The organism is Paenibacillus selenitireducens (assembly GCF_002021565.1).
GTDB classification, from domain to species: domain Bacteria; phylum Bacillota; class Bacilli; order Paenibacillales; family Paenibacillaceae; genus Paenibacillus_K; species Paenibacillus_K selenitireducens.
Window position 1 is genome coordinate 569,620 of sequence record NZ_MSZX01000001.1, and the last position, 26,364, is coordinate 595,983.

General features: G+C 46.5%; 27 protein-coding genes. 22 read left to right on the forward strand and 5 right to left on the reverse strand.

Features of this window, described 5'->3' with window-relative positions; translation table 11 throughout:
• The first annotated feature begins 226 nt into the window (after window positions 1–226).
• From BVG16_RS02565 to BVG16_RS02575, 3 genes are all read left to right on the forward strand, one after another.
• The gene (locus BVG16_RS02565) at window positions 227–865 is read left to right on the forward strand and encodes a chromate transporter (RefSeq protein ID WP_078496956.1); all 639 of its coding nucleotides are present in this window, start codon (window positions 227–229) and stop codon (window positions 863–865) included.
• A gap of 14 nt (window positions 866–879) precedes the next feature.
• Window positions 880–1,413, forward strand: coding sequence for a chromate transporter (locus BVG16_RS02570; protein WP_078496957.1), 534 nt, complete (start codon window positions 880–882; stop codon window positions 1,411–1,413).
• 625 nt (window positions 1,414–2,038) lie between these two features.
• Window positions 2,039–2,830 carry a DUF2935 domain-containing protein gene (locus BVG16_RS02575; RefSeq protein ID WP_078496958.1) on the forward strand — a complete coding sequence of 264 codons (792 nt, stop codon included), beginning with the start codon at window positions 2,039–2,041 and terminating at the stop codon, window positions 2,828–2,830.
• Between the two features lie 163 nt (window positions 2,831–2,993).
• Here the strand turns inward: BVG16_RS02575 and BVG16_RS02580 are convergent, their stop codons facing one another.
• Window positions 2,994–8,078 carry a choice-of-anchor I family protein gene (locus BVG16_RS02580; protein ID WP_233146865.1) on the reverse strand — a complete coding sequence of 1,695 codons (5,085 nt, stop codon included), beginning with the start codon at window positions 8,076–8,078 and terminating at the stop codon, window positions 2,994–2,996.
• Window positions 8,079–8,319: 241 nt separating this feature from the next.
• On the opposite strand from BVG16_RS02580, the gene BVG16_RS02585 reads away from it, so the two are divergent.
• From BVG16_RS02585 to BVG16_RS02600, 4 genes are all read left to right on the forward strand, one after another.
• The gene (locus BVG16_RS02585; RefSeq protein WP_078496959.1) at window positions 8,320–9,153 is read left to right on the forward strand and encodes a sugar phosphate isomerase/epimerase family protein; all 834 of its coding nucleotides are present in this window, start codon (window positions 8,320–8,322) and stop codon (window positions 9,151–9,153) included.
• A gap of 129 nt (window positions 9,154–9,282) precedes the next feature.
• A complete protein-coding gene (locus BVG16_RS02590; protein ID WP_144027269.1) occupies window positions 9,283–10,386 on the forward strand; it encodes a GIY-YIG nuclease family protein in 1,104 nt (367 codons plus the stop codon).
• A 120-nt stretch (window positions 10,387–10,506) separates the two neighbouring features.
• Complete coding sequence (locus BVG16_RS02595) at window positions 10,507–11,091, forward strand: YdeI/OmpD-associated family protein (RefSeq protein ID WP_078496960.1); 585 nt, start codon at window positions 10,507–10,509, stop codon at window positions 11,089–11,091.
• A gap of 33 nt (window positions 11,092–11,124) precedes the next feature.
• Window positions 11,125–11,844: an AAA family ATPase gene (locus tag BVG16_RS02600; protein ID WP_078496961.1), complete on the forward strand. Its 720-nt coding sequence runs from the start codon at window positions 11,125–11,127 to the stop codon at window positions 11,842–11,844.
• Here the strand turns inward: BVG16_RS02600 and BVG16_RS02605 are convergent.
• Complete coding sequence (locus BVG16_RS02605; RefSeq protein WP_078496962.1) at window positions 11,836–12,858, reverse strand: CobW family GTP-binding protein; 1,023 nt, start codon at window positions 12,856–12,858, stop codon at window positions 11,836–11,838. The genes BVG16_RS02600 and BVG16_RS02605 overlap by 9 nt on opposite strands.
• A gap of 201 nt (window positions 12,859–13,059) precedes the next feature.
• Between BVG16_RS02605 and BVG16_RS02610 the strand changes: the two genes are divergently transcribed.
• The 10 genes from BVG16_RS02610 (at window position 13,060) to BVG16_RS02655 (ending at window position 20,966) form a co-directional block, all read left to right on the forward strand.
• Window positions 13,060–13,980: a permease gene (locus BVG16_RS02610; RefSeq protein WP_233146866.1), complete on the forward strand. Its 921-nt coding sequence runs from the start codon at window positions 13,060–13,062 to the stop codon at window positions 13,978–13,980.
• A 58-nt stretch (window positions 13,981–14,038) separates the two neighbouring features.
• Window positions 14,039–14,353, forward strand: coding sequence for a DUF1980 domain-containing protein (locus BVG16_RS02615; RefSeq protein ID WP_078496963.1), 315 nt, complete (start codon window positions 14,039–14,041; stop codon window positions 14,351–14,353).
• 120 nt (window positions 14,354–14,473) lie between these two features.
• On the forward strand, window positions 14,474–15,679 hold the full coding sequence (locus tag BVG16_RS02620) for a GTP-binding protein (protein WP_078496964.1): 1,206 nt from the start codon (window positions 14,474–14,476) through the stop codon (window positions 15,677–15,679).
• A 115-nt stretch (window positions 15,680–15,794) separates the two neighbouring features.
• A complete protein-coding gene (locus tag BVG16_RS33250; RefSeq protein WP_078496965.1) occupies window positions 15,795–16,526 on the forward strand; it encodes a metal ABC transporter ATP-binding protein in 732 nt (243 codons plus the stop codon).
• Window positions 16,448–17,302, forward strand: a complete 855-nt coding sequence (locus BVG16_RS02630; RefSeq protein ID WP_078496966.1) for a metal ABC transporter permease — start codon at window positions 16,448–16,450, stop codon at window positions 17,300–17,302. Before BVG16_RS33250 ends, BVG16_RS02630 begins: the two co-directional genes overlap by 79 nt.
• Before the next feature lie 25 nt (window positions 17,303–17,327).
• Complete coding sequence (locus tag BVG16_RS02635) at window positions 17,328–18,368, forward strand: metal ABC transporter substrate-binding protein (protein WP_078496967.1); 1,041 nt, start codon at window positions 17,328–17,330, stop codon at window positions 18,366–18,368.
• A gap of 187 nt (window positions 18,369–18,555) precedes the next feature.
• Window positions 18,556–19,143 (forward strand): GNAT family N-acetyltransferase, encoded by a 588-nt coding sequence (locus BVG16_RS02640; RefSeq protein WP_078496968.1) that lies wholly within the window; start codon window positions 18,556–18,558, stop codon window positions 19,141–19,143.
• Window positions 19,140–19,625, forward strand: coding sequence for an 8-oxo-dGTP diphosphatase (locus BVG16_RS02645; protein WP_078496969.1), 486 nt, complete (start codon window positions 19,140–19,142; stop codon window positions 19,623–19,625). Before BVG16_RS02640 ends, BVG16_RS02645 begins: the two co-directional genes overlap by 4 nt.
• Window positions 19,626–19,648: 23 nt before the next feature.
• Window positions 19,649–20,461, forward strand: a complete 813-nt coding sequence (locus BVG16_RS02650; RefSeq protein ID WP_078496970.1) for a GNAT family N-acetyltransferase — start codon at window positions 19,649–19,651, stop codon at window positions 20,459–20,461.
• Window positions 20,462–20,486: 25 nt separating this feature from the next.
• Window positions 20,487–20,966: a GNAT family N-acetyltransferase gene (locus BVG16_RS02655; protein WP_233146867.1), complete on the forward strand. Its 480-nt coding sequence runs from the start codon at window positions 20,487–20,489 to the stop codon at window positions 20,964–20,966.
• Between the two features lie 2 nt (window positions 20,967–20,968).
• Here the strand turns inward: BVG16_RS02655 and BVG16_RS02660 are convergent, their stop codons facing one another.
• The gene (locus tag BVG16_RS02660; protein ID WP_078496971.1) at window positions 20,969–21,283 is read right to left on the reverse strand and encodes a VOC family protein; all 315 of its coding nucleotides are present in this window, start codon (window positions 21,281–21,283) and stop codon (window positions 20,969–20,971) included.
• A gap of 125 nt (window positions 21,284–21,408) precedes the next feature.
• On the opposite strand from BVG16_RS02660, the gene fosB reads away from it, so the two are divergent.
• From fosB to BVG16_RS02685, 5 genes are all read left to right on the forward strand, one after another.
• Entirely contained in the window at window positions 21,409–21,849 is a 441-nt protein-coding gene (fosB, locus tag BVG16_RS02665) for a metallothiol transferase FosB (RefSeq protein ID WP_078496972.1), read from the forward strand.
• Between the two features lie 114 nt (window positions 21,850–21,963).
• Window positions 21,964–22,542, forward strand: a complete 579-nt coding sequence (locus BVG16_RS02670; RefSeq protein WP_078496973.1) for a histidine phosphatase family protein — start codon at window positions 21,964–21,966, stop codon at window positions 22,540–22,542.
• A gap of 12 nt (window positions 22,543–22,554) precedes the next feature.
• Entirely contained in the window at window positions 22,555–23,334 is a 780-nt protein-coding gene (locus tag BVG16_RS02675) for a 5'-nucleotidase (protein WP_078496974.1), read from the forward strand.
• A gap of 230 nt (window positions 23,335–23,564) precedes the next feature.
• On the forward strand, window positions 23,565–24,029 hold the full coding sequence (locus BVG16_RS02680) for a GNAT family N-acetyltransferase (RefSeq protein WP_078496975.1): 465 nt from the start codon (window positions 23,565–23,567) through the stop codon (window positions 24,027–24,029).
• Between the two features lie 97 nt (window positions 24,030–24,126).
• Window positions 24,127–24,564 carry an HIT family protein gene (locus tag BVG16_RS02685; protein ID WP_078496976.1) on the forward strand — a complete coding sequence of 146 codons (438 nt, stop codon included), beginning with the start codon at window positions 24,127–24,129 and terminating at the stop codon, window positions 24,562–24,564.
• Between the two features lie 49 nt (window positions 24,565–24,613).
• Here BVG16_RS02685 and BVG16_RS02690 read toward each other — a convergent pair whose 3' ends face one another.
• Window positions 24,614–24,910 carry a hypothetical protein gene (locus tag BVG16_RS02690; RefSeq protein ID WP_078496977.1) on the reverse strand — a complete coding sequence of 99 codons (297 nt, stop codon included), beginning with the start codon at window positions 24,908–24,910 and terminating at the stop codon, window positions 24,614–24,616.
• Between the two features lie 147 nt (window positions 24,911–25,057).
• Window positions 25,058–26,305 carry a purple acid phosphatase family protein gene (locus tag BVG16_RS02695; RefSeq protein WP_078496978.1) on the reverse strand — a complete coding sequence of 416 codons (1,248 nt, stop codon included), beginning with the start codon at window positions 26,303–26,305 and terminating at the stop codon, window positions 25,058–25,060.
• Between the last annotated feature and the right edge of the window lie 59 nt (window positions 26,306–26,364).

A 26,364-nucleotide genomic window follows, 5' to 3' on the forward strand; every position in this document is an offset into this window, starting at 1 on the left:
ATTATAATCTCATCAGGAGATAATTACCAGTCCATCCTGGCGTGCCTATAAACTTATTTCCAATTCGGGTAATACAACTGGGAATGGAAGGTATAAATGAATTGAATTAACCTTATAAATATTGCTTACTAGACTCTTTCACTAAACTTAATGTCAAATTGGAATAAAGATAGTATACTATAGAAAAGGACGAAGATACGACATCCTATGAGGGAGGTACGGGAAAATGAATGCTTCCAAGGCTTCGAAATTCAAATTATGGCTGCAAATATTCGGAACGTTCTGCCAGATCGGCCCATCCACGTTCGGGGGCGGTTACGCGATGATTCCCGGGATCGAGCGGGAAGTCGTAACCAAGCGCAAATGGCTGCAAGCGTCTGAAATGAGCGACCTCGTATCGATCGCAGGGTCAGCTCCAGGCGGTGTTGGTGTGAATCTAGCGGCTTTCATAGGCTATCGCATCGCAGGGGTACCTGGAGTCATGATGGCTGTCGCAGGTATTACACTGCCCACATTTTTGATCGTATTTGCCCTAAGCTTAGGTTATACATTCTTTAAGGATAACGCGAAGATTGAAGCTGCATTAAAAGGAATACAAGGCGGCATTATTGCGCTGATTATGATTGCGGCATACCGGATGGCGAAATCTGCTATTTTCGATAAGACAACCATTACGGTATCCATCGGGGCCCTATTTTTATTGTTAGTCACACCGATCCATCCTTTATATTTGATTATATTCGGCTTCCTGATTGGGATCATAGCCGTACAGATCAAAAAAGCACTGGGTTATACCATACACACGGAGCAAGTGAGCAAACATCAGGATGATCCAACACCGATCTATCCGGAGTACTATATTTAAATGGAGGGATCGGCATGTTGTGGCAACTTTTTCTTGTGTTCATGAAAATCGGTGTCATCTCCTTCGGAGGCGGTTATGCCGTAATTCCGATGATTGAACATGAAGTAAGCAGCCATGGATGGATGAGCGGAGCACAGTTCCAAGAGGTCGTATCTTTAGCAGGCATGGCCCCGGGGCCTATAGCAACAAATAGCGCAACCCTCATCGGCTATCGAACGGCAGGTTTATGGGGAGCCATCTTGTCGACCATCGGTATGATCTTGCCTTCCTTGATTATCATCATTATTATTGCGGCGTGCTTTCAAAGGCTTCATCAACAAAGCTGGGTTAAATCATCGTTCTACGGACTGCGCCCGATCGTCACGGGACTTATCGCGTATGCAGCGATTCATTTCGGCTTCCTATCCAGCTCTGATGCGGCTTTATCATGGTCGACGCTTGCGACGGGACTGATTTGTGCAGGCTGTCTGTATGGGATTATCCGTTTTAAAATGCATCCGTGGATGGTGATCGTCGCTTCCGGTATCGCAGGTATTATCTTATTTTAACCAGTTACTTCATACGAAAGACATATCATGAGACTGTTCTTCGATGCCCCAAAGGATCGAATCAGGGCACTGAAAACTAATGTTTATTAACCATAAAGATATAGATGTAGGTGATGAAGATGAAGATTGCTATGTTGTATAAATCCAATAACTTTAACGGATTTGCCTATATTTAAGCGTCTATAGTGTATATTTCCAACATACAAGGATGAAAAACGCCAATCATCCTCAATTCATGGCTCCTATCCTGTATTCATCCAACATAGATGAGTGACAAAGCTCATCGGGACGTCCTATCCTGTATTCATCCAATATAGATGAATAACAAAGCTCATCCGGATGAAAAAATCGAGGAATCCTCACTTACCACAATAGAGATTATAAAAGTTTCGACGTATCGAAACTTAAAAATCATTTTGGCGATAAAACCTACATCTAAACGCGGTCGCTCATGTTCGAAAGGCCGAGGATAGAGGTTTTCTCATTAACGTTGAAGTTGCTTTTTCAGACTCTCGGATCGAACGGGTAGTCTTTTTTTGTATATACGGATTGTTCTGGAGAATACATCCATGTCATGGCGACATAGAATGGGGTGTTGGAAGCACATGCCGAGGAGGGCTATGATATGGATGATGCCTTATTTGAACATCGATTTTGGCTGCAAATTTTAGGGGATCACTCGAGGTTTATTTATAATTCCTTATCCCCCAATGAACTTCAGGATATTGTGACGGCAGACGACTTTATCCAGTTGTTTGATCAATTATTAGATCAAGCTCGACAGCTAGGACCCACTTCTTCATTGCAGGAGTTGAACCAGCGCGCATATGAAGCGAGTAAAAGGCTTCGCGCCTTCAAGCTCGATTTGTTAAACCGCGCGTTGCTTGGGAAGGTTTCAGTTGGGTTATCGCCTACATTTTTTAACCACATGGTGAATGAGTTGGAGGAGTACATACTGATTCTTGAAGCACTTCTGGAAGGCAAGCCAGTACCTACCTTTCATGCGTTGCATCATGATATGTTATGGTTGAACGATGCGGCAGGACATGCGTCATCGATTGCCTCGTCCCTGGACGAAGTAGAAAAGCGATTCATCCAGCAAAGTCGGGAGTTTGAGCAGCATTTTGACGCCTTTTACCTGAAAGCCGTTCAATTCATAGGTTATCTACGGACATTGCAGACGACTTATCCTTCGCTGAAGAGATTTCATCAGGATGTGAACATGGAGATGGTGGTATTCATGGGATTCCTTACGGAACTTGAGGAATTAGGTCTTAGCGCAGAACTCTTAAGCCGCTTGAATCCGCTCATCCCAGACCATATGTATCGTGAAGAATGCTACTACCTGCTGAAGCTATCTCAATCCGGAGATGTACCGGCGCCGAACTGTGACCCTGCAAAACCGAGAGTATCATAAATTCGTGATGTATGGACTTGAATCGAGGACCTAAAGTATTTAGTATCGGTGGATATGAAGCATGAAAAGATTACAAATAACCCCTTTAGTTCAGGAGGACACAGATATCGGCAGATGCACCGAGACACCGTTCCTCTCTCTAAAGGGGTTATTATTCATCTGATTAATCTATGAATTTCAGTTCTTTCAGCATCCGAGACATGACGAGAACTGCTTGTGCACGAGTAACAGCTTCGTTGGGTACAAGCTCACCGTTCTGGTTTCCTTGCACAATATGAAGCTCAACAAGCTGACTCATTGCATCCACGGCCCAAGTTGGAACAGCGGACGCATCCTTGAAGGACTGAAGGCTTGCCTTTGCTGTCGCATCTTGAGAAGCTGCTTGAATCGCCTGCGCAGTCATAACCGCTATCTCTGCTCTTGTCACGCTCGCTTCCGGTCTAAATTGAGTTTCCTTCGCTGCATCAAGCATGCCTAAACGTTCCGCTGCGGCGATCTCGCCTGCGAAAGTATGCCGAGCGCTCACATCAACATATTTGGTAGCTTCGTTGGACGGTGCAAGTCCCAGTGCTCGCACGAGCAAAGCCGTATATTCTCCTCTTGTAATGGCTTCATTGGGCGCGAAATTAGTCGCGCTTTTTCCTTTCACAAGCCATTTCGATGCAAGAGACTCAACCTCTGCCTTCGCCCAATGTCCTTTAAGATCAGCGAAGGAGGCTGTGTATTGAATCATTGCAAATACACCGTTGCCCGTATGCTTCAGCATCCATGCGGGCTTGCCATTCAAGGTCGTACGCACAGCCGGAACGAAGATGAATTTCCCGGTCGCTTCATCTACTTTGACCGCAGTTACTGCGCTGGAGGAGGCTTCAGACGGCAATGGGAGAATTCGGCTGACATATCGGCGGTCAAAGTCCTTAATCTCTTGTATGTTCTTATCTTGAGCGATACTTAAGGTAAAGGCTGTCGCAACGCCGCCTACAAGCTTAGCTCCCCATGCATCGGTCTCCGATTTAAGTTTGTCCAATACCTGTTGCTGCGCTTTTTTTATAGATAGGACGATCTTGGCCTTCTCTAGTCCGCCATCCTGCTTCAGCTTCGCTAGAGGTAGAGCATCAATAGGAAGTCGGTAGCTCGCCAAATTGGTTTCAACAACGAGCAACGCATCTTTATTCTTGTCAGCTGCTAATCCGAGAATCGCCGCAGGCAGAATCACCTCGACATGACCCTCAAGCTGTGCAGCCTGAATAATTACTTCCTGCTGCTTAGCGCTTAGCGCATTAATCGCCTTCTTCAATACTTCATCCTTCATTGTAACCTGATGGATGACTTCTCCCGCTTCATTCTTCAGGGAGGCTAGCTGCAGCTGATCAATCGTAATGATATGTGCTAGGGCAGACGAAGTACCGTTGGAACCGGTTGGTGTCGTACCAGAGCTGCTACCTGGCCCGCCACCTGATCCACTACCGGAGCCGGAGCCATTGTCGCCGCCCGTTTGGCCCTTGGCTTGCTCCTTAATCCGACCGTCTACCATTGGAGATACGGTGCCGCCGAGACGAGCAACATGCTGGATAAAAATTTCATAATCAGGATATCCCAGATCCTCGTTATAATGTCCTTGTTCAATGGCTTCCGCGAAGGAACGGTAGCCGTCCCCGCCTTTTGCAACAAAGCTGTTCGTCGCCATGCGATAGGTTGCTTCAAGGTCTAGAGGGACATAGCTGCTTCCCTTTTTGATTTGAATATCGTATACACGCTCACCCGCTGGCTGATTTGGGTCCCATTTGAAGGTCATGCCTGCCACTTGAGGGAACTTGCCTGGCAGATCGGCAAGCTTCGCCCCGCTAATTCCGTTCTCCAAGCCTTCCTTCAGCTGCTTACCCGTTACATCCAGCACAAACAAGGTATTGCCGAATGGCATAACGGTACGAAGCTCGCCCATCGTAATCTCACCCTGATCAATGGAAGCACGAATGCCGCCTCCGTTCATCAACGCGATATCCGCTTGCTTCAACTCTTTTGCTTTCGCAAGCATGCCTTCTGCAATCAGGTTCCCGAGATTGGTCTCCTTCGAGCGAACATTTTTCCGTTCGCCATCCAGCACGATGGAGGAGACACCCACGACTTCATTCATCATTTCCTGAAGCTCTTGTTTGTAAGGATCAAGCAATGCCTTCGCTTGAGGATCCTCCTCAACCTTCGCATCGACTGGCACCAGGCGGCCGTTTACTTGCTCCGTAAGAACAACTCCGTTGGAGTCAAAGGCAAGGTCAACACGGCCTAAGAATTTTCCCCATTCATTCGCTTGAACGATTACCGTTGGGGTGTTGTGCTCACGATCCACTACGATTTCCGGGGCATTCAGCGTTGTATGCGTATGCCCTCCAACGATCAAATCAATGCCTTCAACGGCCTGAGCCAGCTCCTTATCCCTTGCGTAGCCGATGTGTGTCACGCCGATAATAATTTTTAAGCCTTCGTTCTCCATGGCTTTTACCGTCTCCTTCGCAGAAGCAACGGCATTATGGAAGGTTACATCCTTGCCCGGACTAGAGGTTTCCGCCGTATCCTCGGTCGTTAAGCCGAATACGCCAACCTTCTGGCCATTCACATCTAGTGTTACATAAGGATAAATTCCAGCCTGCTCGGTCGACTTCGGATCTTGGGTACGGATCGTCGTCGCATCTTTCATTAGCGGAAAAAGATGTCGATCCTTGCTCACATCCACATTGGAGCTGATAAGTGGGAAGTGGGCTTTGCTTACGAAGTCTGCGAGTACTTTTGTTCCTTGATCGAACTCGTGGTTGCCGAAGGTCATCGCGTCATAGCCCATCATATTCATAAAGGCAAGATCAGCGAGCCCCAGCCATTTTGTAAAATAAAGATCGCCTGAGAATACATCGCCTGCATCTAGCAGCAGCTGATTGCCGCCTTCGCTGCGCACCTGATTCACAAGGGATACACGGCGTGCAACGTCACCAAGATGCGCATGGGTGTCATTGGTATGCATCACCGTTAGCTTCCACGGCTTCTCGCCAGCGCCATCATCTGTCACGGTGACCTTTACCTGCGCTAAGCCATAACCGTCTTCACTCGTTGCTGTAATGATGGCTTCGCCTGCTGTACGTGGAGTAATCCAGCCTGCTTGATCAACACCTGCGACCTGCTCGTTTGAGGAACTCCACTTTACGCTTGTGCCCGAGCCAACAGCAGGTTCAACCACGGCTTGGACGTGTACATTCTCTGCCCCTGCCTCTAGCTCAAGACTGGAATGATCCAGTGTTACTTTCGATACTTTCATTTCCAACACCGATACGGTACCACTAACCTCATTCGCGACAAGCAGAAGCGGTCTGCCTGTTGGACTATCGGCTGCAGAGATAAACTCAAGTCCCTCTGGACCTGAATCCGACGAGATACCTGCCTGGAAATTTCTTGTGTTCGTATAATTCATGAACTGAGGCTGCATAGGGTTCGTCACGTCATAGGTCATGACACCGCCAATACGCTCAAGACCAACGAATGCAAGTGTCTTTTCCCCAACTTTTCCAACCGCAACATATTCGGGTTCAGGTCCTTTTTTCGCGCTGCGGCTATCCAGCTCGACCTTATCGTTGCTAGAGTTGAAATAATCAGGAAGGCGCTCTGCCGTTATTTCCTCAAAATCACTGCCGCTGTCATAAACAAGAGACATCTGATCCGCATTCCAGATGGAAAAAGAACGTGCTCCGTACATATAGAGCCCATCGGGTCCCATATCGCTTGCCACTTCGACCTTATCGTACTTCGTCCCTTTGTCGGCAAGAAACTTTGCTGCTTCGGAATCAGGATTCAGCTTGCCCTTCATATCCTTGATCTTGCTCTCATTCGTGCGTCCAGGCCAGGCTGTTGCATCTCCTTCGTTCGCACTTAATAGGTAGGTTTGTCCGTTTACCTCGTAGGTCGCAATGCCATCAGGCATGTACATCCCGTAGAAAGGAACTTGCTCCAAATGAATGCTGTTATCCTTTAGGAGATCAAGCTCGTTGCCCGGCTTGCTAAAGTCTTTATAGCCAAGTCCATGTACGCCTATTACTGACTTCGAAGGAATATCAATAACAGCAATGGCATTGTTCTCTTGCATAGCAACATATGCCGTCTTCTCATCCTTGGATAAGGAGATGAATTCAGGCTCTAGATCATATACGGCATCTGCTTTGCTGCCTGGCGCTGTAATCTGGCCTGCTGCATCCGACTTTCCACGAAGATGCACGAGATCATCGATAAGTTCAGGCTGATTGAACTTCAGGTGGGTCACTTCGTTGGTCAGCGTGTCGACGATCGTTACGCTGCCTTCTGGATCAGGTGCATCTGGGGTGCGTGGCTCTCCTTCATCTGCGGTCATCATGTATCGTCCGTCAGAGGTGAATTTGATCATATCGGGCTGAATGCCTGCTTCATACGTGTGAAGTAGATTACCCTCATAATCCAACACGACAATTTTCCCTGCCTTCGTAGGGTCTGCTTCCTGTACAGCAGCTGCGATACGATTTGTGGCTGTGTTGATATCTACACTCGTCAAATCGCCATACGTAAAGTCGCTTCCATTGACCAATGCTTCAACTTGAATCTGCTTGTCCCTCTGAAGCTCGCCGGACGTATGCAGCGTAACGATATCAAGACTTGCCGGCTTCGTTGCTCCATTGACCAAATAGAACTTTCCATTGTCTTTATTGTATTTGACAATCTCCGCTACGCCGCCATCTTTGTTCGAGGCTCCCACGGTATAATGTGCAATCATTTCGACTTCAAGCTTATCTTCCCGCTTAGCCGCAGGGGCTTTATCCACTTTCAGTTTTACATGAGCGTTCGCCGTATGCATTGGATCGGCTGCATCACGCACGATGAGCTCGACAGGATAAGGAACGTCAGCACCTTCTAACGGAATACCTGCAATTTCGCCTGTAGCGCTGTTCATCTCAAGTCCTATTGGCAAGCCCACAGCAGAATAGGTATATGGAGCTTGTCCGCCATAGACCTCCATCGTCACCGAATAATCGGAGCCTGCTGTAGCGTTCGGAAGCGTCAACGTAGAGATTCCGAACTCCTCTGCAGCTAATGTCTTCTCTTGAATCGTTTGTTCAACGCTTATCCCTGGAGCAAGGCGCTCTCCTTCTGATGCAAATGCCATTCCGCTTGAGAAAAGGGAACCTAATGTCAATTCCATCGCCATCAGTAGTGCAAGTAATTGTTTACCTCTTTGATTCAAGTCGATTCCTCCTACGTTTCATGTTCTAATAAAGAGTGTAAGATGGAAATGTTTTCATAGGCTCAAAATGAATCGTTCCTTTTGTAAAATACATAAAGATTTTGTAAAAGGGTGGAACCTGCAAAACCGAGAGTGATGTATGGACTTGAATCGAGGACCTAAAGTATTTAGTATTAGTCCTAAGGCCGATACATTTCTATGAAATGCAATATCAATCTATCGAATTATGGGAGTGGTCAGGATGTTGAAAGGGCTTACGCGGGCAGGTCTTGGAGAAGTCGGTACGGATGAAAGATTTATTCAACAAGCGGCAGCATATGGTTTTGATGCGGTAGATATCGATGCTTTTTCATTCATTGAACGTCATGGATTGGAAGAAGCGAAGGCGATTTTAGCGAAAAATAATGTTGTAATCGGGTCCATTGGGTTGTCTGTGGAATGGAGAGGTACGGAAGAAGTATTCCAGAACGGATTGCAGAAGCTGGCGCAAGAAGCCGCTGCAGCCGCTGCCTTGGGATGCACGAGCTGTTGTACATATATTCTTCCTTCTACGGATTACAAAGCTGCGCATTTCATGGCATTAGCGACAAGACGGCTTCGCCGATGCGCACAGATTTTAGGAGCCTATGGGGTTCGCCTTGGACTGGAGTTTGTAGGTCCGCACCATTTGCGTACGGCATGGGCAAATCCGTTTATTTGGACTCTACAAGAGACCTTGGATTGGATTGATGCGATCGGTGAGCCGAATGTGGGGCTCTTATTCGATGCGTACCATTGGTATACGAACGGACTGAGCGTCGCGGATATTGAAGCTTTGGACGCGCATAAAATCGTCCATGTCCATATCAATGATGCGCCGGATGTACCGGTAGAAGAAGCCATGGATGGCGAACGATTATTTCCGGGCGAGGGTGTTATTGATTTAGCGGGCTTCTTGCGCGGATTGCAACGTATTGGATACCAAGGAGTTGTCTCGCAAGAAATTCTGGCACCTGCCTCTACGGCGTCTTCAGAACAATTGCTCCAACGTTCAAAAGCAGGATTTGATGCGGTTTTCGCCGCAGCGGATCTATAAAGCAAAATGAGAGCTTTGTTGCAAGCGATGATCGTGCTTGCGGCGAAGCTTTTTTTAGATTGTGGCGATAGACATGCTATAATGGGCCTGAGCCATAAGGCTAATAACAGATGATAGGGGGCGCTAGATATGCTTCTCATGGATCAAGTACACAACTTGCCCTCGACGCCAGGCGTTTATCTGATGAAAGATTCCCTAGGTTCTATCATTTATGTCGGCAAATCCAAACATCTGCGGGAGAGAGTGCAGTCTTATTTTTATAACTCCAAATCGCATTCCCAGAAAGTCAAAAAGCTTGCAAGCCATATCAGAAGCCTGGATCACATCGTCACAGATACAGAGTTTGAGGCGTTCATGCTGGAATGCAAGCTAATCCAGGAACTAAAGCCGATGTACAATAAGAAGATGAAAAACCCGCATGCCTATACTTATATCAAAATAAAAAGAAATGAAGGGCTGCACCGTATCGCAACAACCCATACGACGAGTGATGGGGACGACTGCTATTATTTCGGGCCCTATACCGCAAGCAAGTTTACGTTGGACAAGGCCATTCAAGGGATTCAAGAGTGCTTTCGAATCGCCTGTAATCAGTCAAATACAACGAAGGGGGCTTGTCTGAACTATTCGTTAGGCTTGTGCTTAGGGATGTGTTTGGGTGGGGATGCCGTTCAGCAATACAATGACATCATCGCTCGATTCATCGCTCTGCTTGATGGGACGAATCGAAGTCTATTCGAAGAATTGGAGCAAAAAATGCTAGCGGCTGCAGAGCAATATGATTTTGAAACGGCTGCGAAATATAGGGACTATATCGAGACAGTTAACATCCTTATCAATAAAAAGAAAGTGTCAGAGTTCAGCAAAACAAATGAAAATCTTGTAATCCTTGAAAATTTAAACGAAGATACCGTAAAGCTCTTTCTCGTTAATAGAAATTCCATTATTTACCACGAAAAACACAATGTTGATTCAGCAGGGATGGGCAGGTTGCAATCAAAGGTAAAAAGCTTGATTCTCGAATATTTCAAGCCAGAGAAAGCCCGATTATCGAACGAAGTTAACCGCGATGAAATTGATCATGCGCAAATTATATATAGTTACGTGCAGGGCAGCGCATGCAGTTATATTCATATTCTTGAGGAATGGCTCGAGCTAGAGAACCAAGCCGAGTTAGGTGAAGCACTCAACGCCTTCTTGTGCCGTCCAGAGCAGAATCTGCAGGTAACCTGAGCGTCATTTTCGTTATGTTAGGAGATTCGCTAGAATGTTTAATCACAGTGTTTGTGGAAATAATCCGTCATATTGCATGATAAACCAGTAATCGAAAATCATAAGAATCGAGGGCATGGTATGGTGAAAAAATCTGTGACTTATCCGGTATTGCATGTGTCAGATCAGTCGGCATGGGAGGAATGGTTAGAAGGCAATCATAAGGTTTCTACCGGTGTTCGCTTACAAATAGCGAAGAAGAATGCAGGTGGTTCCTCACCCAGCTATGAAGAGGCGTTAGAAGTCGCGTTATGTTACGGTTGGATTGACAGCCAGAAGGAGGCATGCGACGAAGTCTACTGGATTCAACGCTTCAGTCCGCGCGGACCGAAGAGTATCTGGTCGCAGGTGAATCGTGATAAAGCAGAGCGTTTACTGTCCGAAGGGAAAATGCAGGCTGCCGGCTTAGAAGCCGTTGAAGCGGCGAAACAAGATGGACGATGGGAAGCAGCCTATGCTCCACAGAGTAAAGCGACGATTCCTGAGGACTTACAAGCGGAGTTGAACCAAAATCCCAAAGCCAAAGCCTTCTTCGAAACATTGAATGGTACGAATCGGTATGCAATCCTATTTCGACTTCAGAGCGCCAAGAAACCGGAGACCCGGCATAAGCGTCTGCAACAGTTCGTGAGCATGTTGGAGCGGGGCGAGAAGATCTATCCGTAACGAGTTAACAGCAGGAAGAGAGGAGGTTACGCAATGTTTCTACGTGAAATGATGAAGCTTCATGATCGAATTACGACACCGAATCAATACCCATTTAATATTCCGTCGATCGTACATTTGGATCGGCTAGCTTTCACACGTAACGTGACGTTTTTCGTCGGCGAGAATGGCTCAGGGAAATCTACCTTATTGGAAGCCATCGCTTATCAATGCGGATTTAATACGGCAGGAGGCAGCCAGAACAATACGTATGAATTAGCGGATTCGGGAGCGCTGCTCGGGGACTATATTCGTTTATCGTGGATGCCCAAAATCAGGCAAGGATTCTTCTTGCGAGCGGAGTCTTTCTATCAATTTGCGGCCCATATCGATGAATTGGCGAAGGAAGATAGGCGAGCGTACGCGTCTTATGGCGGAAAATCACTACTTGCGCAGTCGCATGGCGAATCCTTCTTCTCGTTATTCCAGCATCGATTCGGTCAACGCGGTATTTATTTGTTGGATGAGCCGGAAGCCGCGTTGTCACCAGCGAAGCAGCTCGCTTTCTTAAGCATGATCCATGAACTTCAGAAGAGCGCACAGCTGATTATTGCAACGCATTCCCCCATTCTGTTAGGGTATCCGAATGCAGAGATCTATAGCTTTGACGCCAATCCTATCCAACACATCCGATTTGAAGACACGGATCACTATCAAGTGACCCGCAGATTCCTCGAGAATCGGAAGCAATATCTTAGAGAATTGCTAGACTAAGGATGAAGGATACAGCTTGTTCCACGCCTGTTGGATGTCTTCGGTGGGAAGATCAATACCAATGAAAACCAGGTAGGGATCTTTTACTGAGCTGGATGGTTCCCAATATACCCGTTTGCCTGCAAGCTGCATCAGATAGGTTTGTTGATGGGAGGGGATCGTGATATACCCTTTGGCCCGCAGCAGTGATTTGTTCCACTGTCCGAGAAAACGCTCTACGGCTTCCTTTGTAAGTGAAGGATGGGGAGGGCATGCCAGACATAAAGTCGACAACCGGGTGTGCGAAGGTTGGGCGGTTGAAGGTACCCGCTTGGCTTCACTACGTTCCATCACGGCTTGTTTGCCAATATGAATAGTGCGTATCCCAGGTGTTGCCATCGTATTCGAGGATTTTCTCTGTTCGTAAATTTCTTGAAGAAATGGGTTCACGTCCATCCGGCTGTGCGCAGTTGGAAGAATGCGTGCCTTTTCGTTATGCTTGCGTATCATGTTCTCGACCTTCAGAATTTGATGCTGAGGGGCAAGATCGGTCTTATTTAACACAATCAAATCAGCCACTTCCATTTGCCGCCGCAACGTATACACGAGTTGTCGATCTGTTGCAAAGATGCTGTTGTAATCCAACGCATGTTCGGCATCTATCACCGTAATAATCTGCTGTAGTTCAAAGCTTCGAACTAATCCCGGTTCTGTCAAAGCATCGGTAATTTCCTCCGGATTCGCCACCCCAGTTAGTTCAATGAACACGATGCTCGGCTTTTGCTGAAGCAGCGTTTGCAGACTGCCTGCTAGCTCGTTTTTTTTGCTGCAGCACACACAGCCATCCAGAAGTTTCTGAATGCTGCCTGGGTGAAATCCTTCCAGAATATGTCCGTCCACATCTTGACGTCCCAACTCATTTATGAGGACCCCTGGCTGCATACCCAGCCGTTTAGTCTCTTGCAATAGCCGGAGGAGCAAGGTTGTTTTGCCACTGCCTAGAAACCCACTCAAGATCATCACTGGAATTTTCATGTCATAAATTCTCCAATTCAATATTATATTAAAGCTAGATGCAGTCATAGGATGGAAGATTCATATCATACCTATGGTGCGAATCAGGCTTTATTTATGACTATGCTAAATTCGTAATAATTACGATTAAAAAATGGGATTGAACGATGTTATCCTGTTTTGAATCTGGAATGACGTAGATAAAGAGGAGGGAGATCCACGTTGCTCGTTCCTGATTTCACGGTTTTGCAAGATTTTAAGACGATGTTATTCAGCATCCTGCTGGACGCTATTCCTTTTATTCTACTAGGAGTCATCATGTCTTCGCTCATGCAGATGTTTATCTCGGAGGCCTGGATTCGGAAAATGACACCGAAGAATCCATTGCTGGGCATACTGTTCGCCTTCTTACTGAGCTTGCTTTTTCCTGTCTGTGAGTGCGGTATGATCCCGGTGGTACGTCGATTGATTGCTAAGGGAATGCCGCTATATATCGGTGTCGTGTTTATACTTGTAGGCCCCATCGTGAATCCGGTTGTTTTTGCAGCAACGTATACGGCATTTCGTTCTCAGCCTGAAATGGTCTATTCTCGAATGGGACTGGCACTATTCGTCGGCCTATGCATCGGATTATATGTCTATTATTTTGTGAGAAAGAATCCGATGAAAAATAGCGCTGCGACCTTATATGCAACGACAAGTCCGGAAGTATCTCATACACATGTTCAAGGGAACAAATGGTTGTCTGTCATGGAGCATGCGGGTAGTGAATTCTTTGATATGGGGAAGTATTTGATATTCGGTGCCGTCGTTACAGCTTCCATTCAAGCATTAGTTCCAAGAGATGAATTGCTTGCGATTGGACAAGGCGGAGCAAGTTCACATGTCTTTATGATGGGACTCGCATTCGTGCTTTCTCTATGCTCTACCTCAGATACTTTTGTGGCTTCGTCGTTTGCAGGCACGTTCTCAGCAGGATCGTTACTGACGTTCATGGTGTTCGGACCTATGCTCGATTTCAAAAGCACCTTGATGCTCTTATCGGTTTTCCGTTGGCGATTCGTGCTCATACTGGCATTGCTCATCATCCTGATTGTATTTGTGGGTGCCAATGTCATAGAACGGCATGTGTGGGGGATGTAGGCTGCTGTGGAAGAGGGATTTCTTCTGATTTTGTAAGAAAGATGAGGTGTGTGTTCTCATGCAAGAATCCAAAAGGCTTGCACTCCACTATGTCGTTCGTGGGCTGATCTTATCAGGCTACTCGTTAGCCATTATTTTCGCCGTGCAGACGAATTCACTTTCTCTGTTGACCGAGCCGAACATGAGCGTCTATGTAAAAATATCAGCGATCGGGCTATTGATGATGGGAATGTATCAAGGTTGTATGGCTTTCCAGTCTGTGACAGGGGTTCGGGAAGCTTGCGATTGCGAGCATATACCATCGAATTCTTGGGTTAAAAATGTGCTGATTTACACGCTCTTTTTACTCCCATTGGTGATGGTTTTCGTCTAAGAGGCTTCGTGAAACCTGTCATAAAAAAAGTTTGTGCTTGACAAATTTGTTAAGCATCTTTTATATTATGTAGAGTTAAATCGTAATGATTACTATTAAGAAAAAGCGAGGAGCAAATGTATGGCAAATAAGAAAATACCCGTTACAGTGCTTAGCGGTTATTTGGGTTCCGGGAAGACTACAGTGTTAAATCATGTGCTTAACAATCGAGATGGGCTGCGGGTTGCCGTGATTGTGAATGACATGAGTGAGGTGAATATCGATGCGGATTTGGTCCGTTCAGGGACGAATCTCTCACGAACGGAAGAATCTCTTGTGGAAATGTCGAACGGCTGCATATGCTGCACGTTGCGTGAAGATTTGCTGCGCGAAGTGGCTCGTTTAGCAAAGGATCAAGCATTTGATTATATTCTTATCGAATCGAGCGGGATTAGTGAACCTGTACCTGTGGCACAGACGTTCAGTTATGCGGATCCAGACTCTGGAATCGATTTGACGACTTTAGCTGAACTTGACTGCATGGTTACCGTGGTGGACGCACATCGTTTCTGGAATGATTTTGGTTCGGGGGAGACGTTACTGGATCGGAATCAAGCCGTTGGAGAAGAGGATCATCGGGACGTCGTGGATCTACTCATTGATCAGATTGAAACCTGTGATGTATTGCTGCTAAACAAGTGTGATCTTGTTGACGAAGTGCATTTGAATGAGCTTGAAGGCGTACTGCGTAAGCTACAGCCACATGCGAGATTGATACGCACCGTTCAAGGGAAGATCGATCCTAAGATGATCCTGAATACCGGGTTGTTTGATTTTGAGCAGGCGAGTGTGTCAGCAGGTTGGATTCAAGAATTGCAGAAAGAGAGTCATACCCCGGAGACGGATGAATACGGCATCAGCTCATTTGTTTACCGACGTAGAAGACCTTTTCATCCGCAGCGGCTAGCAGATTTTATGACGGAATGGCCTGAAGAAGTTGTACGTGCGAAAGGCATTGCCTGGATCGCTGCGAAAGGCGATTTTGCTGCGACTCTGAGCCAGGCGAGTGCATCCATTCAATTTGGTCCTGCGGGATATTGGTTAGCTTCGATGCCGAAGGAGGAGCAGGAGGCAGTTCTTCGTACGGAACCCGACATGAGGAAGAAATGGGATGAGACGTGGGGCGACCGCATCAATGAACTGGTTTTTATCGGGATTAGTATGAATGCGGCGGATATCGAAGCACAGTTGGATACCTGTCTTGTTGATGATACGGAGCTGAAGCAGGATTGGTCGCAATTTGAGAATCCGCTGCCTTGGCCGATTGAGAGTATCGTTAAAGCATAATGATATTTTTTTTGACATAAGATCGTAATAATTACGATTAATACCTCTCGATTAAAGAAAATTACAATTCACCGGGAATCGAGATCAATCAGGGAATGGAGAGAAGGTATGGGTTATGTTGTTATCCTCGATGCGGAACGTTGTATATGGGTATAGTGACGTGCCGGTTGTAGAGCAGTTATCGCTAGACATGTTCCAAGGAGAGTTCTTAGGGATTACGGGCCCGAATGGCGCTGCAAAAACGACGGTTCTCAAGCTCATGCTGGGGTTATTGAAGCCATGGAGCGGGACGGTAACTTTGAATGATTCTGCGCTTCAAGGGGGTAAGCTCGAAATCGGTTATGTTCCGCAGACGGTAGCATCGTTCAATAGCGGATTTCCAAGTAAAGTCATAGAACTCGTTCGATCGGGTTGTTATGCTCGACTCGGTCTATTTCGTAAATGGAATGCGGAACAAGAGGCCATCGTCGAACAGAGTCTGAAGCAGGTTGGCATGTGGGATTACCGTCGTCGTAAAATTGGCGAACTATCCGGAGGGCAGAAGCAGCGTGTGTGTATCGCTAGAGCGCTCGCACAGCGCCCAAATGTCCTGATTCTGGATGAGCCGACGACAGGAATGGATCAGCAGAGCCGGCGAGGATTTTACCAATTAATGCGTCATTACGTAAGTTCGCATGGCATGACTGTCGTGATGGTAACGCATGGGTTGGATGAAGCGAGTGAGTTTTTGGACCGGGTTATTCAATTAGAGCGAAAGGAAAGCGAGGTGTGGCAATGTTTGACTACGAGTTCATGCAGCGTGCGTTTTGGGCAGGAGGCTTTATTGGCATCATCGCACCCGTCTTAGGCGTGTATCTGATGTTACGCCGTCAAGCCTTGATGGCGGATACGTTGTCACATGTATCGTTAGCCGGCGTTGCGCTGGGTTCAATGCTTCACTGGAATCCAATGATCATAGGTTTCGTCTTCGCGGTGCTCGGAGGTCTTCTCATCGAACAATTGCGCCGGTCTTATCGAACCTACAGTGAAGTCCCCGTCGCGATTATTATGACGTCAGGGCTAGCCCTTGCGATCGTATTGATGAGCTTGCAATCGAATATGAATAAAAGCTTTAGCTCTTATTTATTCGGGTCCATCGTCGCGGTAAGTTCTGTTCAATTATGGAGTATCGCCGCGGTTGCGATCATCGGGGTTTTATATTTTATCGTATGGAGACGCCCGTTATACCACCTAACCTTTGATGAAGAGACGGCACAAATCAGCGGTGTTCGAGTTCGGGCATTAACCTTTTCGTTTTCGGTCGTGACGGGGATGACGGTAGCCGTTGCTATGCCGATTGTCGGCGTGCTGCTAGTGTCCTCCTTGATGGTGCTTCCTGCGGCGCTAGCCTTAAGAATATCCAGCGGATTTCTATCTGCCGTTCTGATCGCTGTAGGTTTCGGATGGTTGGGCATTTTCGGCGGATTAACGTCTTCTTATTATTTGAACGCACCGCCTGGGGGGACCATTGCGCTGTTACTGCTGGTATTCCTGGTCGTAGGGATCGGATTTCAGAAAATTAAAGCTCGTATGACAAAGCGTAAAAGCCATATGCGTCAAGAATTACTTCAACAACACATGTAAAAGGGGAAAAGGAGCGTTTGGATTGATGAAGGGGAAATTAAGATTTATGTCGGTTGTTATTTTTAGTCTGGGTCTCGTATTGACAGGATGCAGTGCCAAGTCGGATAGCCAGCCTACACCGTCGGTTGTGGAAGCGACGGATTCACATGACAAAATAAAGGTACAGGTCAGTTTTTATCCGATGTATGAGTTTACGAAGCAAGTCGCAGGTGATCTAGCAGACGTAGAATCATTGATTCCGGCGGGAATCGAACCACATGACTGGGAACCAACGCCGCAAGATATGAAGAAGCTGGAGGAAGCCGATGTCTTCGTCTATAATGGCGCTGGGCTTGAAGGATGGACGGATCAAGTTCTTGCAAGCTTAAGCAATAAACAGCTTGTTCAGGTGGAGGCCAGTCATGGGCTGGACATCATGGAATCAACGTCTGAGGAAGAGGGGCATGATCATGAGCACGCTCATGATGGAGAAGCTGCAGCTCACGATCATAAGGACGAGGGTACAGCTGAAGTAGGACACGATCACGCACATGATCATGGAGGATTGGATCCTCATGTATGGTTGTCTCCTGTATTGGCGATTCAAGAAGTACGTAACATTGAGCAAGGTCTGGCGCAAGCAGCTCCTGGACACAAAGACGGATTCAAGAAAAACGCTGACGCTTATGTAGCCCAATTAGAGCAGCTAGACCAAGATTTCAAAGATGGGCTTGCGAACGTGAAACGCAAAGAATTTATTACGCAGCATGCTGCGTTCGGTTATTTAGCGAAGCAATATGGGCTGACACAGATCCCTATCGCAGGATTGTCTCCAGATCAAGAACCAAGCGCTTCGCAGATGGCTGACATTGTGGCATTCGCAAAGGCACATGATGCGAAGACGATCTTCTTCGAGACGTTGGTCTCCTCGAAAGTTGCAGATACCATTGCCAAAGAAATCGGTGCGAAGACGGCCGTCTTGAACCCAATTGAAGGCTTAACAGATGAGGATCTAGCGAATAACTTGGATTATCTGGGAATCATGCGTCAGAATCTGGAAGCATTGAAGGCAGCTTTATCAGCGTAAATTTGATTGGATCTATAGGAGCTTGATTAGAACGGATACATGCCGTTTCGATCAAGCTCTTTTTATATAGATAAAAGAATGAATCTAGGAGCACATACAAAATTCTGGTAAACTAGGGATAGTTGAAAATACGGCAAATTTTTTGTCTTGGAAAATTTAGACGGTAATATGGAATAGAGGTGCTTGGATGAAGCTTTGGGAGCAAGATGAGTTGTCCTTAAGAACCCTAACCGTGGAGGATGCATCCATCTTACTGAAATGGTTAAGCGATCCAACGGTATTGGCTTATTATGAAGGGAGAGATAACCCGCATGATGAAGCGTTGATTCAACAGCATTTTTACGAAGATCGGGACGGTATCCATGCTTGTATCCTCGAACATCAAGGGAATGCCATCGGTTATGTGCAATATTATGAAGTCGAGGGCGAGGAACGGGAAGAATACGGTCTCGAACAAACCCAAGGCAAAGTCATCGGCATGGATCAGTTTATTGGTGAGCCAGCATACTGGAACCAAGGCATTGGGACGAAATTGATCCAGTCTATGATTCACTTTATTTCAGCAACGGAACATGCGGATACCCTTGTCATGGACCCGCAGGCATGGAATACGAGGGCACTTCACGTATACGAAAAGTGCGGGTTTGTAAAGCATCGGTTCCTTCCTAAGCACGAATGGCATGAAGGAGAGTACCGCGATTGTTGGGTGATCATCTATCCCGTGCGGCAACAATCCGGGCATGAATTGAAAGATAAAGGAGTACATCTATCATGACGACAGCTACGAAGACCATCGAGGTTGCCTTATACACCATGTGTATCGTCCGGGATGGAGATCGGGTATTGCTCATCAACCGTCCAAGTAAACGCGGTTTTCCGGGCTATATCGGACCTGGAGGAAAAGTAGATTTTCCTGAAAGTTTATCGGAGGGTGCAGCCCGAGAGGTATATGAAGAAACGGGACTTATCGTCAAGGACCTGATCTATAAAGGTTTGGACGAGTTTGTAGATCCAGACAAGAATTTCAGGTATATGGTGTTCAACTACGTTGCGACATCCTTTGAAGGCGAACTGCTTGAACATCCTCCGGAAGGCGAATTGCTATGGGTGCCGATCCAGGAAGCGTTAGATTTACCAATGCAACCTTGGTTCAAGCGCAGGTTCCCGTTATTTTTTGAAGAGGGGACGTTTGAAATTTTCGAGGAATGGGATCAGGAACATCAAGTAACACATAAGGAATATGTTCGGAAATTGTAATTCAATTGATCTTGAGGTGAAATATGTCTACGATAATACCGTCTATCGAGCTGATGGAGCGTATTGAGCAATCCGAGATTGATTATATGGCTGACCGAATGGGTGCCATCTCTGAACGGCCGAATAACCCTGAAGGTGTGGAAGTCGTACAAATCGGACAAGCAACCTGTTTTTATAGTAAAACGATGCCTTGGCCGGCGTTCAATACCGTAAAGGGGATTCGAAATGAAGATGCAGATACAATAGATGCTATTCTTTCGTTCTACCAGCGTCGAGATCGGAAGCCTCAGTTTGAAATTGTTCCTTCGTTAGCAGAACAGCCTATACTGCAGCATTTGGCTAAGCGAGGTTTCTATGCATCTGGCACGCATGCGTCGTTATATATCCAACCAACGATGGAAGTGAAAAATAAAGCGGAAGATGTAATCATCCATGAAATACAGGAAGATGAGTTCGAAATTTATGCAAACATTCATTGCCGCGGGACTGGATTGTCCTTAGATGGGATTCCTTACGTCGCCGCGAATAATAAAGTTCTTTATTATCGACCAAATTGGAAGTTCTTCATGGCTTATGTTCGTGAGGTACCGGCTGCAGTGGGCGTGATGCATATGAAGAATAAAGTTACTTCGTTAACCTTCGCAGCGACATTACCCGAGTTCCGGAGGATGGGATTGCAGCAAGCTTTGCTATACAAGAGGATAGAAGGAGCGGCACGTGAGGGATGCGACCTCGTTGTCGGACAATGCAGCTTCTTATCGCAGAGTCACCGGAATATGGAGCGGGCCGGCATGCGATTGGGTTATGTCCGAACCACGTGGACGAGTATAGAATAAGGAATATTTCTAGGAGGTGTGCAGGATGACCCTACATTATCGTCCTTTTACCATGCAGGACCAGGATTCTGTCCAGCGCTTGATGAGCGATTATCCGCTGCAGTTCCCATCTTTTGTGATCGACCGGTATCCGCCTCGCTGGTCAGATTATGTATCCGCGAAGACAAGTGAGTCAGAATATTGGGTTGCTGAAGATGCGGAGCTCGGCGTCGTGGGTCACACGGGGTTCATATATAATGATGAACTGGGAATCTACGAAATTGTAGGGGTGGTGACTTCAACAGATAGAGTAAGAAGGGGCATAGGCAAAGGCTTATTGCAAATCGTTTGCTCCCGTATACAGGAACGTGGGCAGGACCAAACCATTCTATTCACGTTGGGGCATCTTGGGAATAGAGGGACAATTCAATTCTACTCCAGTCTTGGATTTACGCAGACGAATGAAGAGCAAGACTATTTCGCGAAGGGTTTTCATAGAGTAACGTTCGAGAAAACATTGCGCTAGTCTTATTCGAAATCTTCCCATGTAAAATCGACAGATAAAGGCCAACGCTCCTGAATACCAAGAGAATTTAGCCATGTTACGGATTGCTTTATCTTGTCATAGGTGGTTCGGAACGCAAAATGCCGCAAGGCAGGATGGTAGGGTGTTTCCATCTCCTTGCCTTCCCATAGGCCAATCCAGCTCTCCCCCTCAACGATCCAAAAGTACACGGAGTCTTCGTCCTGCCAAGCGAGCTTGAGACCGAGTCGGTTATAGAATGCAATGGACACGGCTAGATTTCGGACAGGCAAATGAGCTTCATATAAACCTTCGATCATTTGGACACACCTCATTTATCTAATTTGTAACAGTTATTAAGCGAGATTTCCTCGATTTTTTCATCTGGATGAGCCTTGTTATTCATCTATAAGCGAGTATGGCAATACATGCGATGGAGGTTAATATGCGATTAGAGGGATTGAATCATATATGTTTTTCGGTTTCAGATCTAGATAAATCGATCGCGTTTTATCAAGATATTTTCGAAGCGAAGCTGCTCGTTAAAGGAAGGAAACTTGCGTATTTTGACTTGAACGGTCTTTGGATTGCATTAAATGAAGAAGACATAGATCGCACGCACGCAAATCTTACCTATACGCATATGGCTTTTACCCTTCATGAAGATGATTTCGATCCGATGCTGGACCGATTACAGCGGTACGCTGTGCAAGTATTACCTGGTCGCGTACGAGATGAAAGGGATCGGAAATCGATCTATTTCCTCGATCCAGACGGTCATCGCTTAGAATTCCATTCAGGAACCTTGCAAGATCGGCTGGATTTTTACAAAGCAGAGAAAGACCATATGATCTTCTACGAGGACATGATCCCTAAGAAATTATAAAACGAACATGCTGGTCTTTTTTCGGTAGTGAGCAGCAATTTCCATACCAAAGATGAATGGGTATAATAAGGGGATAGATGTACAAGTTACGACTGGATCGAGAGGGGAATCGGCATGACGAGATTAGGAATTATACGGCACGGCAGTACAGCTTGGAACAAAGAAGGCAGAGCACAAGGGAGTACGGATATCCCGCTGGATGAGGAAGGCTTGCTTCAAGCGGCACGATTAGGTGAGCGGATGCAGTCAGAACCTTGGGATATCATCATAACGAGCCCACTCGGAAGAGCAAGGCAAACCGCTGAACATATCGCTGCAAAAATAGGTTCGATCCCTTTACTTTTTGAGGATCAACTTCGCGAAGCAGGAGGCGGTCTGATTGAAGGGACGACAGTAGCCGAACGGATTGAGCGATGGGGCGAGGGTTGGCGAACACAAGATCTTGGCATGGAAAGCTCGGAGCAGGTGACGGCGAGAGGAACATCTTTTGTGGAGAATATCCTTCGTGAACATCCAGGTAAGAATATCCTCATCGTAAGTCATGGTTCGTTTATTCGGCATCTTCTTAAAGCCCTGCTTCCAACCTCCTATGCGCATGAATCGATTAAAAATACTTCGGTAACGAGTTTGCTGTACTCTGACCGCGCTTGGACTTGTGAGCTGTACAATTGTACGAAGCATTTGGATGAATGAGAGGACGCACGTATGCCCTACGAAATTGAAAATAAATTTGTCATCGCTGTAGCTTCAAGCGCTTTATTTGATTTGACAGAGTCGGATCAAGAGTTCCAACAACATGGAGAAGATGCCTATCGGGAATATCAACGCAAGCATGAACAGGTGGTACTAAACACCGGTGTGGCTTATCCACTTATCAAGCGATTATTAAGTATCGATGCCGAGGAGCAGCCAGTTGAGGTCGTTCTGTTATCTCGTAATGATCCGGATACGGGACTTCGCGTGTTCAAATCCATTGAGCATTACGGGTTGCCGATTAGCCGCGCAGCGTTCGTAACGGGGAATAATCCTTTCGAATATATCGAGGCTTTCAATGCCTCCTTATTTCTCTCAGGGAATCCGGAAGATGTGAAGGAAGCGGTGCAAAGAGGGCTGCCGGCCGGTTGTATATATCCAACGGATTTCATCGATGATGATGAGGATGATGAGTTACGCGTAGCCTTTGACTTTGATGGAATTATTGCCGATGATTCAGCCGAATCGGTGTATCAAAAAGGGGCGATCGGCTTGTTTCATGACCATGAGCGAACGAACGCGTTAGAACCGTTGCCTGCGGGTCCATTGCTCCGCTTCTTTCAGGAGATATCGAAGCTTCAACGCCGCGAAATTGCTAAAAATAATGCCAATCCCGCATATAAGCCGAAAATCCGAGTTGCGATTGTGACGGCAAGGAACGCACCGGCACATGAGCGTGTCATCACGACGCTGCGCGAATCGTTCCTTCCGTCCATGTCCCCTTCGGCGTAACGAATCGAGGGAAGAAGTAAAGTGTGTTACTGGCGAGGCTGGGCATGAACTTAAAGAGTTTTTCTTTAGGGACATGTCTTTTTTTTGTGGAGAAAAAATCAGGCAGGGAGTCCAGATTGGGATCAAGTGTAATCCTACGATTATAATCTACAATCTTGTAGGCATGATTTCCAGATTGTAGTATTATGACCGTAGAACGGATTTAAAAAGGCTAAAGGAGAAGTATTGAAATGGAATTACAGATTGTACCTTATGACATCAAGCATCATCAAATCCCTTATGAATTATTAATGCTCGCGGACCCGTCCCGAAAAGTGATTGACTCCTATTTTCAACGAGGGTATTGTTTCTTAGCTTATCTGGGGGATTCGTGCGTCGGTGAATTCGTCTTATTGAAGACGCGCCCTGAGACCATCGAAATTGTGAACATTGCCGTTGATGAGGCATACCAAGGGCAAGGGATCGGGAAGAAACTCGTGTACCAGGCTATTGAGGAAGCTAAGAACCTAGACGCTGCCACCATTGAGATTGGAACCGGGAATTCTAGCATGATGCAGCTTCGCCTATATCAAGCCTGCGGTTTCCGTATCACAGGTGTGGATATTGATTTTTTTGTCAAACACTATGATGAGGATATTATCGAGGATGGTATTCCATGTCGTGATATGATTAGGCTTTCGTTGGATACTCGCTGACCGAGGCATAAGTGGTTTAGAGGATGAAGCTGCTTGGCTATGGTGTATGGATCATTTAGTTCGTGCGATTCATGGGTAAATGAGGAGGGGTTTTCGGATGTTAAAGGAAGATTGTCTTGGCTGCCGGTTAGCCAACCATCTTACAGAGACGTACGTCATCTACGAAAATGATCTGCTCACGTGTATTCTGGATATCGCCCCGATTCATGAAGGTCATATCCTGATCCTACCTAAACATCATGTTCAGGATCTCGACGAACTGGATCAGGCAACTGCCCTAGCGATCATGATCGCGTCGGCTGAGCTGTCGCGTGCCTTGAAAGCCTGCTACCAACCGGACGGCATTACGATCATGCAAAACGGAGGTTCATTTAATGATTTAGGTCATTACCATATGCATGTATTCCCTCGTTTTGATGCAGATGGATTTGGCTGGGTGGAGCCGGTGCATGAGATCGACCTGCATGATCGTCTGGATGCTACACATATGGATCTTAAGGAAGCATTGCAACGTATCCGTGTCGTACAAAAGTAAGCTACATGCAAAGGGCCGCAGATCATTTAGATCTGTGGCCCTTCGTTTTTTATATCGATTCCACAGGTTCTGCGGTCACCGTCAGCGTTCGATAAGTCTTTCCGAGCGAGGCTTTAATGGATGGCTGTTGACCAAGCTCCTGCTCGATTCTATATTCTCTAATGGCCTGACGTATTTTATAATCATCAATGGCTTTAATTCCGCCGAAAAGGAGTAGGATATAGCTGATGGCTGTCAAAAGAGAGAACAGCAGCCGGAGCTTGTTTTTCGAAAATACGGCATATAACAATGCGCCCAAGCTTGCGCAAAATACAGCAAGTGCGATGAAAAATATAAGGGTCCACATGAGTTGATCGCTCCAGATTCTATAAGATAGTGGCTAGGCTAAGATTACCATTGCTATTATATAGGGAGCTGTTCAGAAGTTCAATCCACAGGATCGGATGCGAAAGGCCATAGATCCTTGCGATCGATGGCCTTCACATAACGTTCACTATTCTTCATCGTGCTGGATAACGAACGAATCTAATCGATTTCCTTCCACGTCATAGGCTTGAAAAGTTAGCGTTCGATGATCTATCGTAATGCCTGCGAACATTTGCGATTCATTCTGAAAATGCACCTTGTGGTAGAATTGCTCTTTTTTCTGCTTATTGAATTTGGGACCTGATGCATTGGTTACGACGTAGACTGTACCTTCATGATGCTGTACGGGGCGATCCTCTTCCATCACGATTTTCCCGTTACGCAGGGGATAGGACCGCATATACTCGTGATTATGACCTTGCAGAACAAGATCGACTTGGAATTCATCGAACACCTTTACCCAATCCTTCAGATTTTTTGTGATATTTCCACCGTAGGCGGGCCGATGCATGGCAACAATTTTCCAAGGTTTATCCGTAGCTGCAAGATCCGCACGCAGCCACTCGGTCTGACCGTCAATATTCGATTCCGTATTCAGGACAGTGATATGCGCGTTACCATAATCGAACGAATAGTTCGTACCAGGCGTGGAATCCTCCGCTCCGTTGTCCGGAACGATAAAGTGTGAAGTGAATCGCTCCGCATCTTCATTGATTTCTTCATGGTTGCCCGTGACGGGTTGAAGCGGGATTTGTTGCAGCCACGTGCGGGATTTCTGAAAGAAATAGTCCCATCCTTGTTCGTTGTCCGGATCTTCGGTTAAGTCTCCTCCATGCACAATGAAGCGTGCTTCAGGGAATTGCTGGAATGCACGATTTAACGTTTTTCCCCATAGATCGAAATCCTGTTCGGTCGTTCCTTGCGAATCCGTGATATGAATGAATGTAAAGGCTTCTGTGTCGTCGGCTTCCGTTAGAAATTGCGCAGGATCACTCCACTCGTTAGATTTACCGCTTCCTACGCGGTAGGAGTATTCCGTCCCAGGTGCAAGACCCGTTACAGTAACTTTATGAACGCCTTGCCATGTTCCTTTTGATGTCTCTATCGTGGTCGTTGAACCTTGAACCGTCATGACCTGATCCTGATTCCAATTTGCGGGATCTTTTCCTTGAATCAACTGAAGGACTGTATCTGCGTTCGGATTCACGGTATACCAAGTAAACGCTCGGCTTGTTCGAGCATCGCCATGGATGGTCGTGACGATCGATTTCGGCTGATGCTTGGCATCTGCTTTGATCCATTCGACCAAGAAGATGACGGCTAATATCATTAGAATTAGAACGATAATGCCAATGGTGCCCTTATGTTGGTGCATTTCATCCCCTCGCTTGAAAAGGCTTGATTTACGAGAACAATCCCGGAGGATGGTTCATA

What these genes read in the sequence shown, in the direction of transcription:
- BVG16_RS02565 (WP_078496956.1), top strand. Translation starts at nt 227, where the DNA reads ATGAATGCTTCCAAGGCTTCGAAATTCAAATTATGGCTGCAAATATTC.
- BVG16_RS02570 (WP_078496957.1), top strand. Translation starts at nt 880, where the DNA reads ATGTTGTGGCAACTTTTTCTTGTGTTCATGAAAATCGGTGTCATCTCC.
- BVG16_RS02575 (WP_078496958.1), top strand. Translation starts at nt 2,039, where the DNA reads ATGGATGATGCCTTATTTGAACATCGATTTTGGCTGCAAATTTTAGGG.
- BVG16_RS02585 (WP_078496959.1), top strand. Translation starts at nt 8,320, where the DNA reads ATGTTGAAAGGGCTTACGCGGGCAGGTCTTGGAGAAGTCGGTACGGAT.
- BVG16_RS02590 (WP_144027269.1), top strand. Translation starts at nt 9,283, where the DNA reads ATGCTTCTCATGGATCAAGTACACAACTTGCCCTCGACGCCAGGCGTT.
- BVG16_RS02595 (WP_078496960.1), top strand. Translation starts at nt 10,507, where the DNA reads ATGGTGAAAAAATCTGTGACTTATCCGGTATTGCATGTGTCAGATCAG.
- BVG16_RS02600 (WP_078496961.1), top strand. Translation starts at nt 11,125, where the DNA reads ATGTTTCTACGTGAAATGATGAAGCTTCATGATCGAATTACGACACCG.
- BVG16_RS02605 (WP_078496962.1), bottom strand. Translation starts at nt 12,858, where the DNA reads ATGAAAATTCCAGTGATGATCTTGAGTGGGTTTCTAGGCAGTGGCAAA.
- BVG16_RS02615 (WP_078496963.1), top strand. Translation starts at nt 14,039, where the DNA reads ATGCAAGAATCCAAAAGGCTTGCACTCCACTATGTCGTTCGTGGGCTG.
- BVG16_RS02620 (WP_078496964.1), top strand. Translation starts at nt 14,474, where the DNA reads ATGGCAAATAAGAAAATACCCGTTACAGTGCTTAGCGGTTATTTGGGT.
- BVG16_RS33250 (WP_078496965.1), top strand. Translation starts at nt 15,795, where the DNA reads ATGTTGTTATCCTCGATGCGGAACGTTGTATATGGGTATAGTGACGTG.
- BVG16_RS02635 (WP_078496967.1), top strand. Translation starts at nt 17,328, where the DNA reads ATGAAGGGGAAATTAAGATTTATGTCGGTTGTTATTTTTAGTCTGGGT.
- BVG16_RS02640 (WP_078496968.1), top strand. Translation starts at nt 18,556, where the DNA reads ATGAAGCTTTGGGAGCAAGATGAGTTGTCCTTAAGAACCCTAACCGTG.
- BVG16_RS02645 (WP_078496969.1), top strand. Translation starts at nt 19,140, where the DNA reads ATGACGACAGCTACGAAGACCATCGAGGTTGCCTTATACACCATGTGT.
- BVG16_RS02650 (WP_078496970.1), top strand. Translation starts at nt 19,649, where the DNA reads ATGTCTACGATAATACCGTCTATCGAGCTGATGGAGCGTATTGAGCAA.
- BVG16_RS02655 (WP_233146867.1), top strand. Translation starts at nt 20,487, where the DNA reads ATGACCCTACATTATCGTCCTTTTACCATGCAGGACCAGGATTCTGTC.
- BVG16_RS02660 (WP_078496971.1), bottom strand. Translation starts at nt 21,283, where the DNA reads ATGATCGAAGGTTTATATGAAGCTCATTTGCCTGTCCGAAATCTAGCC.
- fosB (WP_078496972.1), top strand. Translation starts at nt 21,409, where the DNA reads ATGCGATTAGAGGGATTGAATCATATATGTTTTTCGGTTTCAGATCTA.
- BVG16_RS02670 (WP_078496973.1), top strand. Translation starts at nt 21,964, where the DNA reads ATGACGAGATTAGGAATTATACGGCACGGCAGTACAGCTTGGAACAAA.
- BVG16_RS02675 (WP_078496974.1), top strand. Translation starts at nt 22,555, where the DNA reads ATGCCCTACGAAATTGAAAATAAATTTGTCATCGCTGTAGCTTCAAGC.
- BVG16_RS02680 (WP_078496975.1), top strand. Translation starts at nt 23,565, where the DNA reads ATGGAATTACAGATTGTACCTTATGACATCAAGCATCATCAAATCCCT.
- BVG16_RS02685 (WP_078496976.1), top strand. Translation starts at nt 24,127, where the DNA reads ATGTTAAAGGAAGATTGTCTTGGCTGCCGGTTAGCCAACCATCTTACA.
- BVG16_RS02690 (WP_078496977.1), bottom strand. Translation starts at nt 24,910, where the DNA reads ATGTGGACCCTTATATTTTTCATCGCACTTGCTGTATTTTGCGCAAGC.
- BVG16_RS02695 (WP_078496978.1), bottom strand. Translation starts at nt 26,305, where the DNA reads ATGCACCAACATAAGGGCACCATTGGCATTATCGTTCTAATTCTAATG.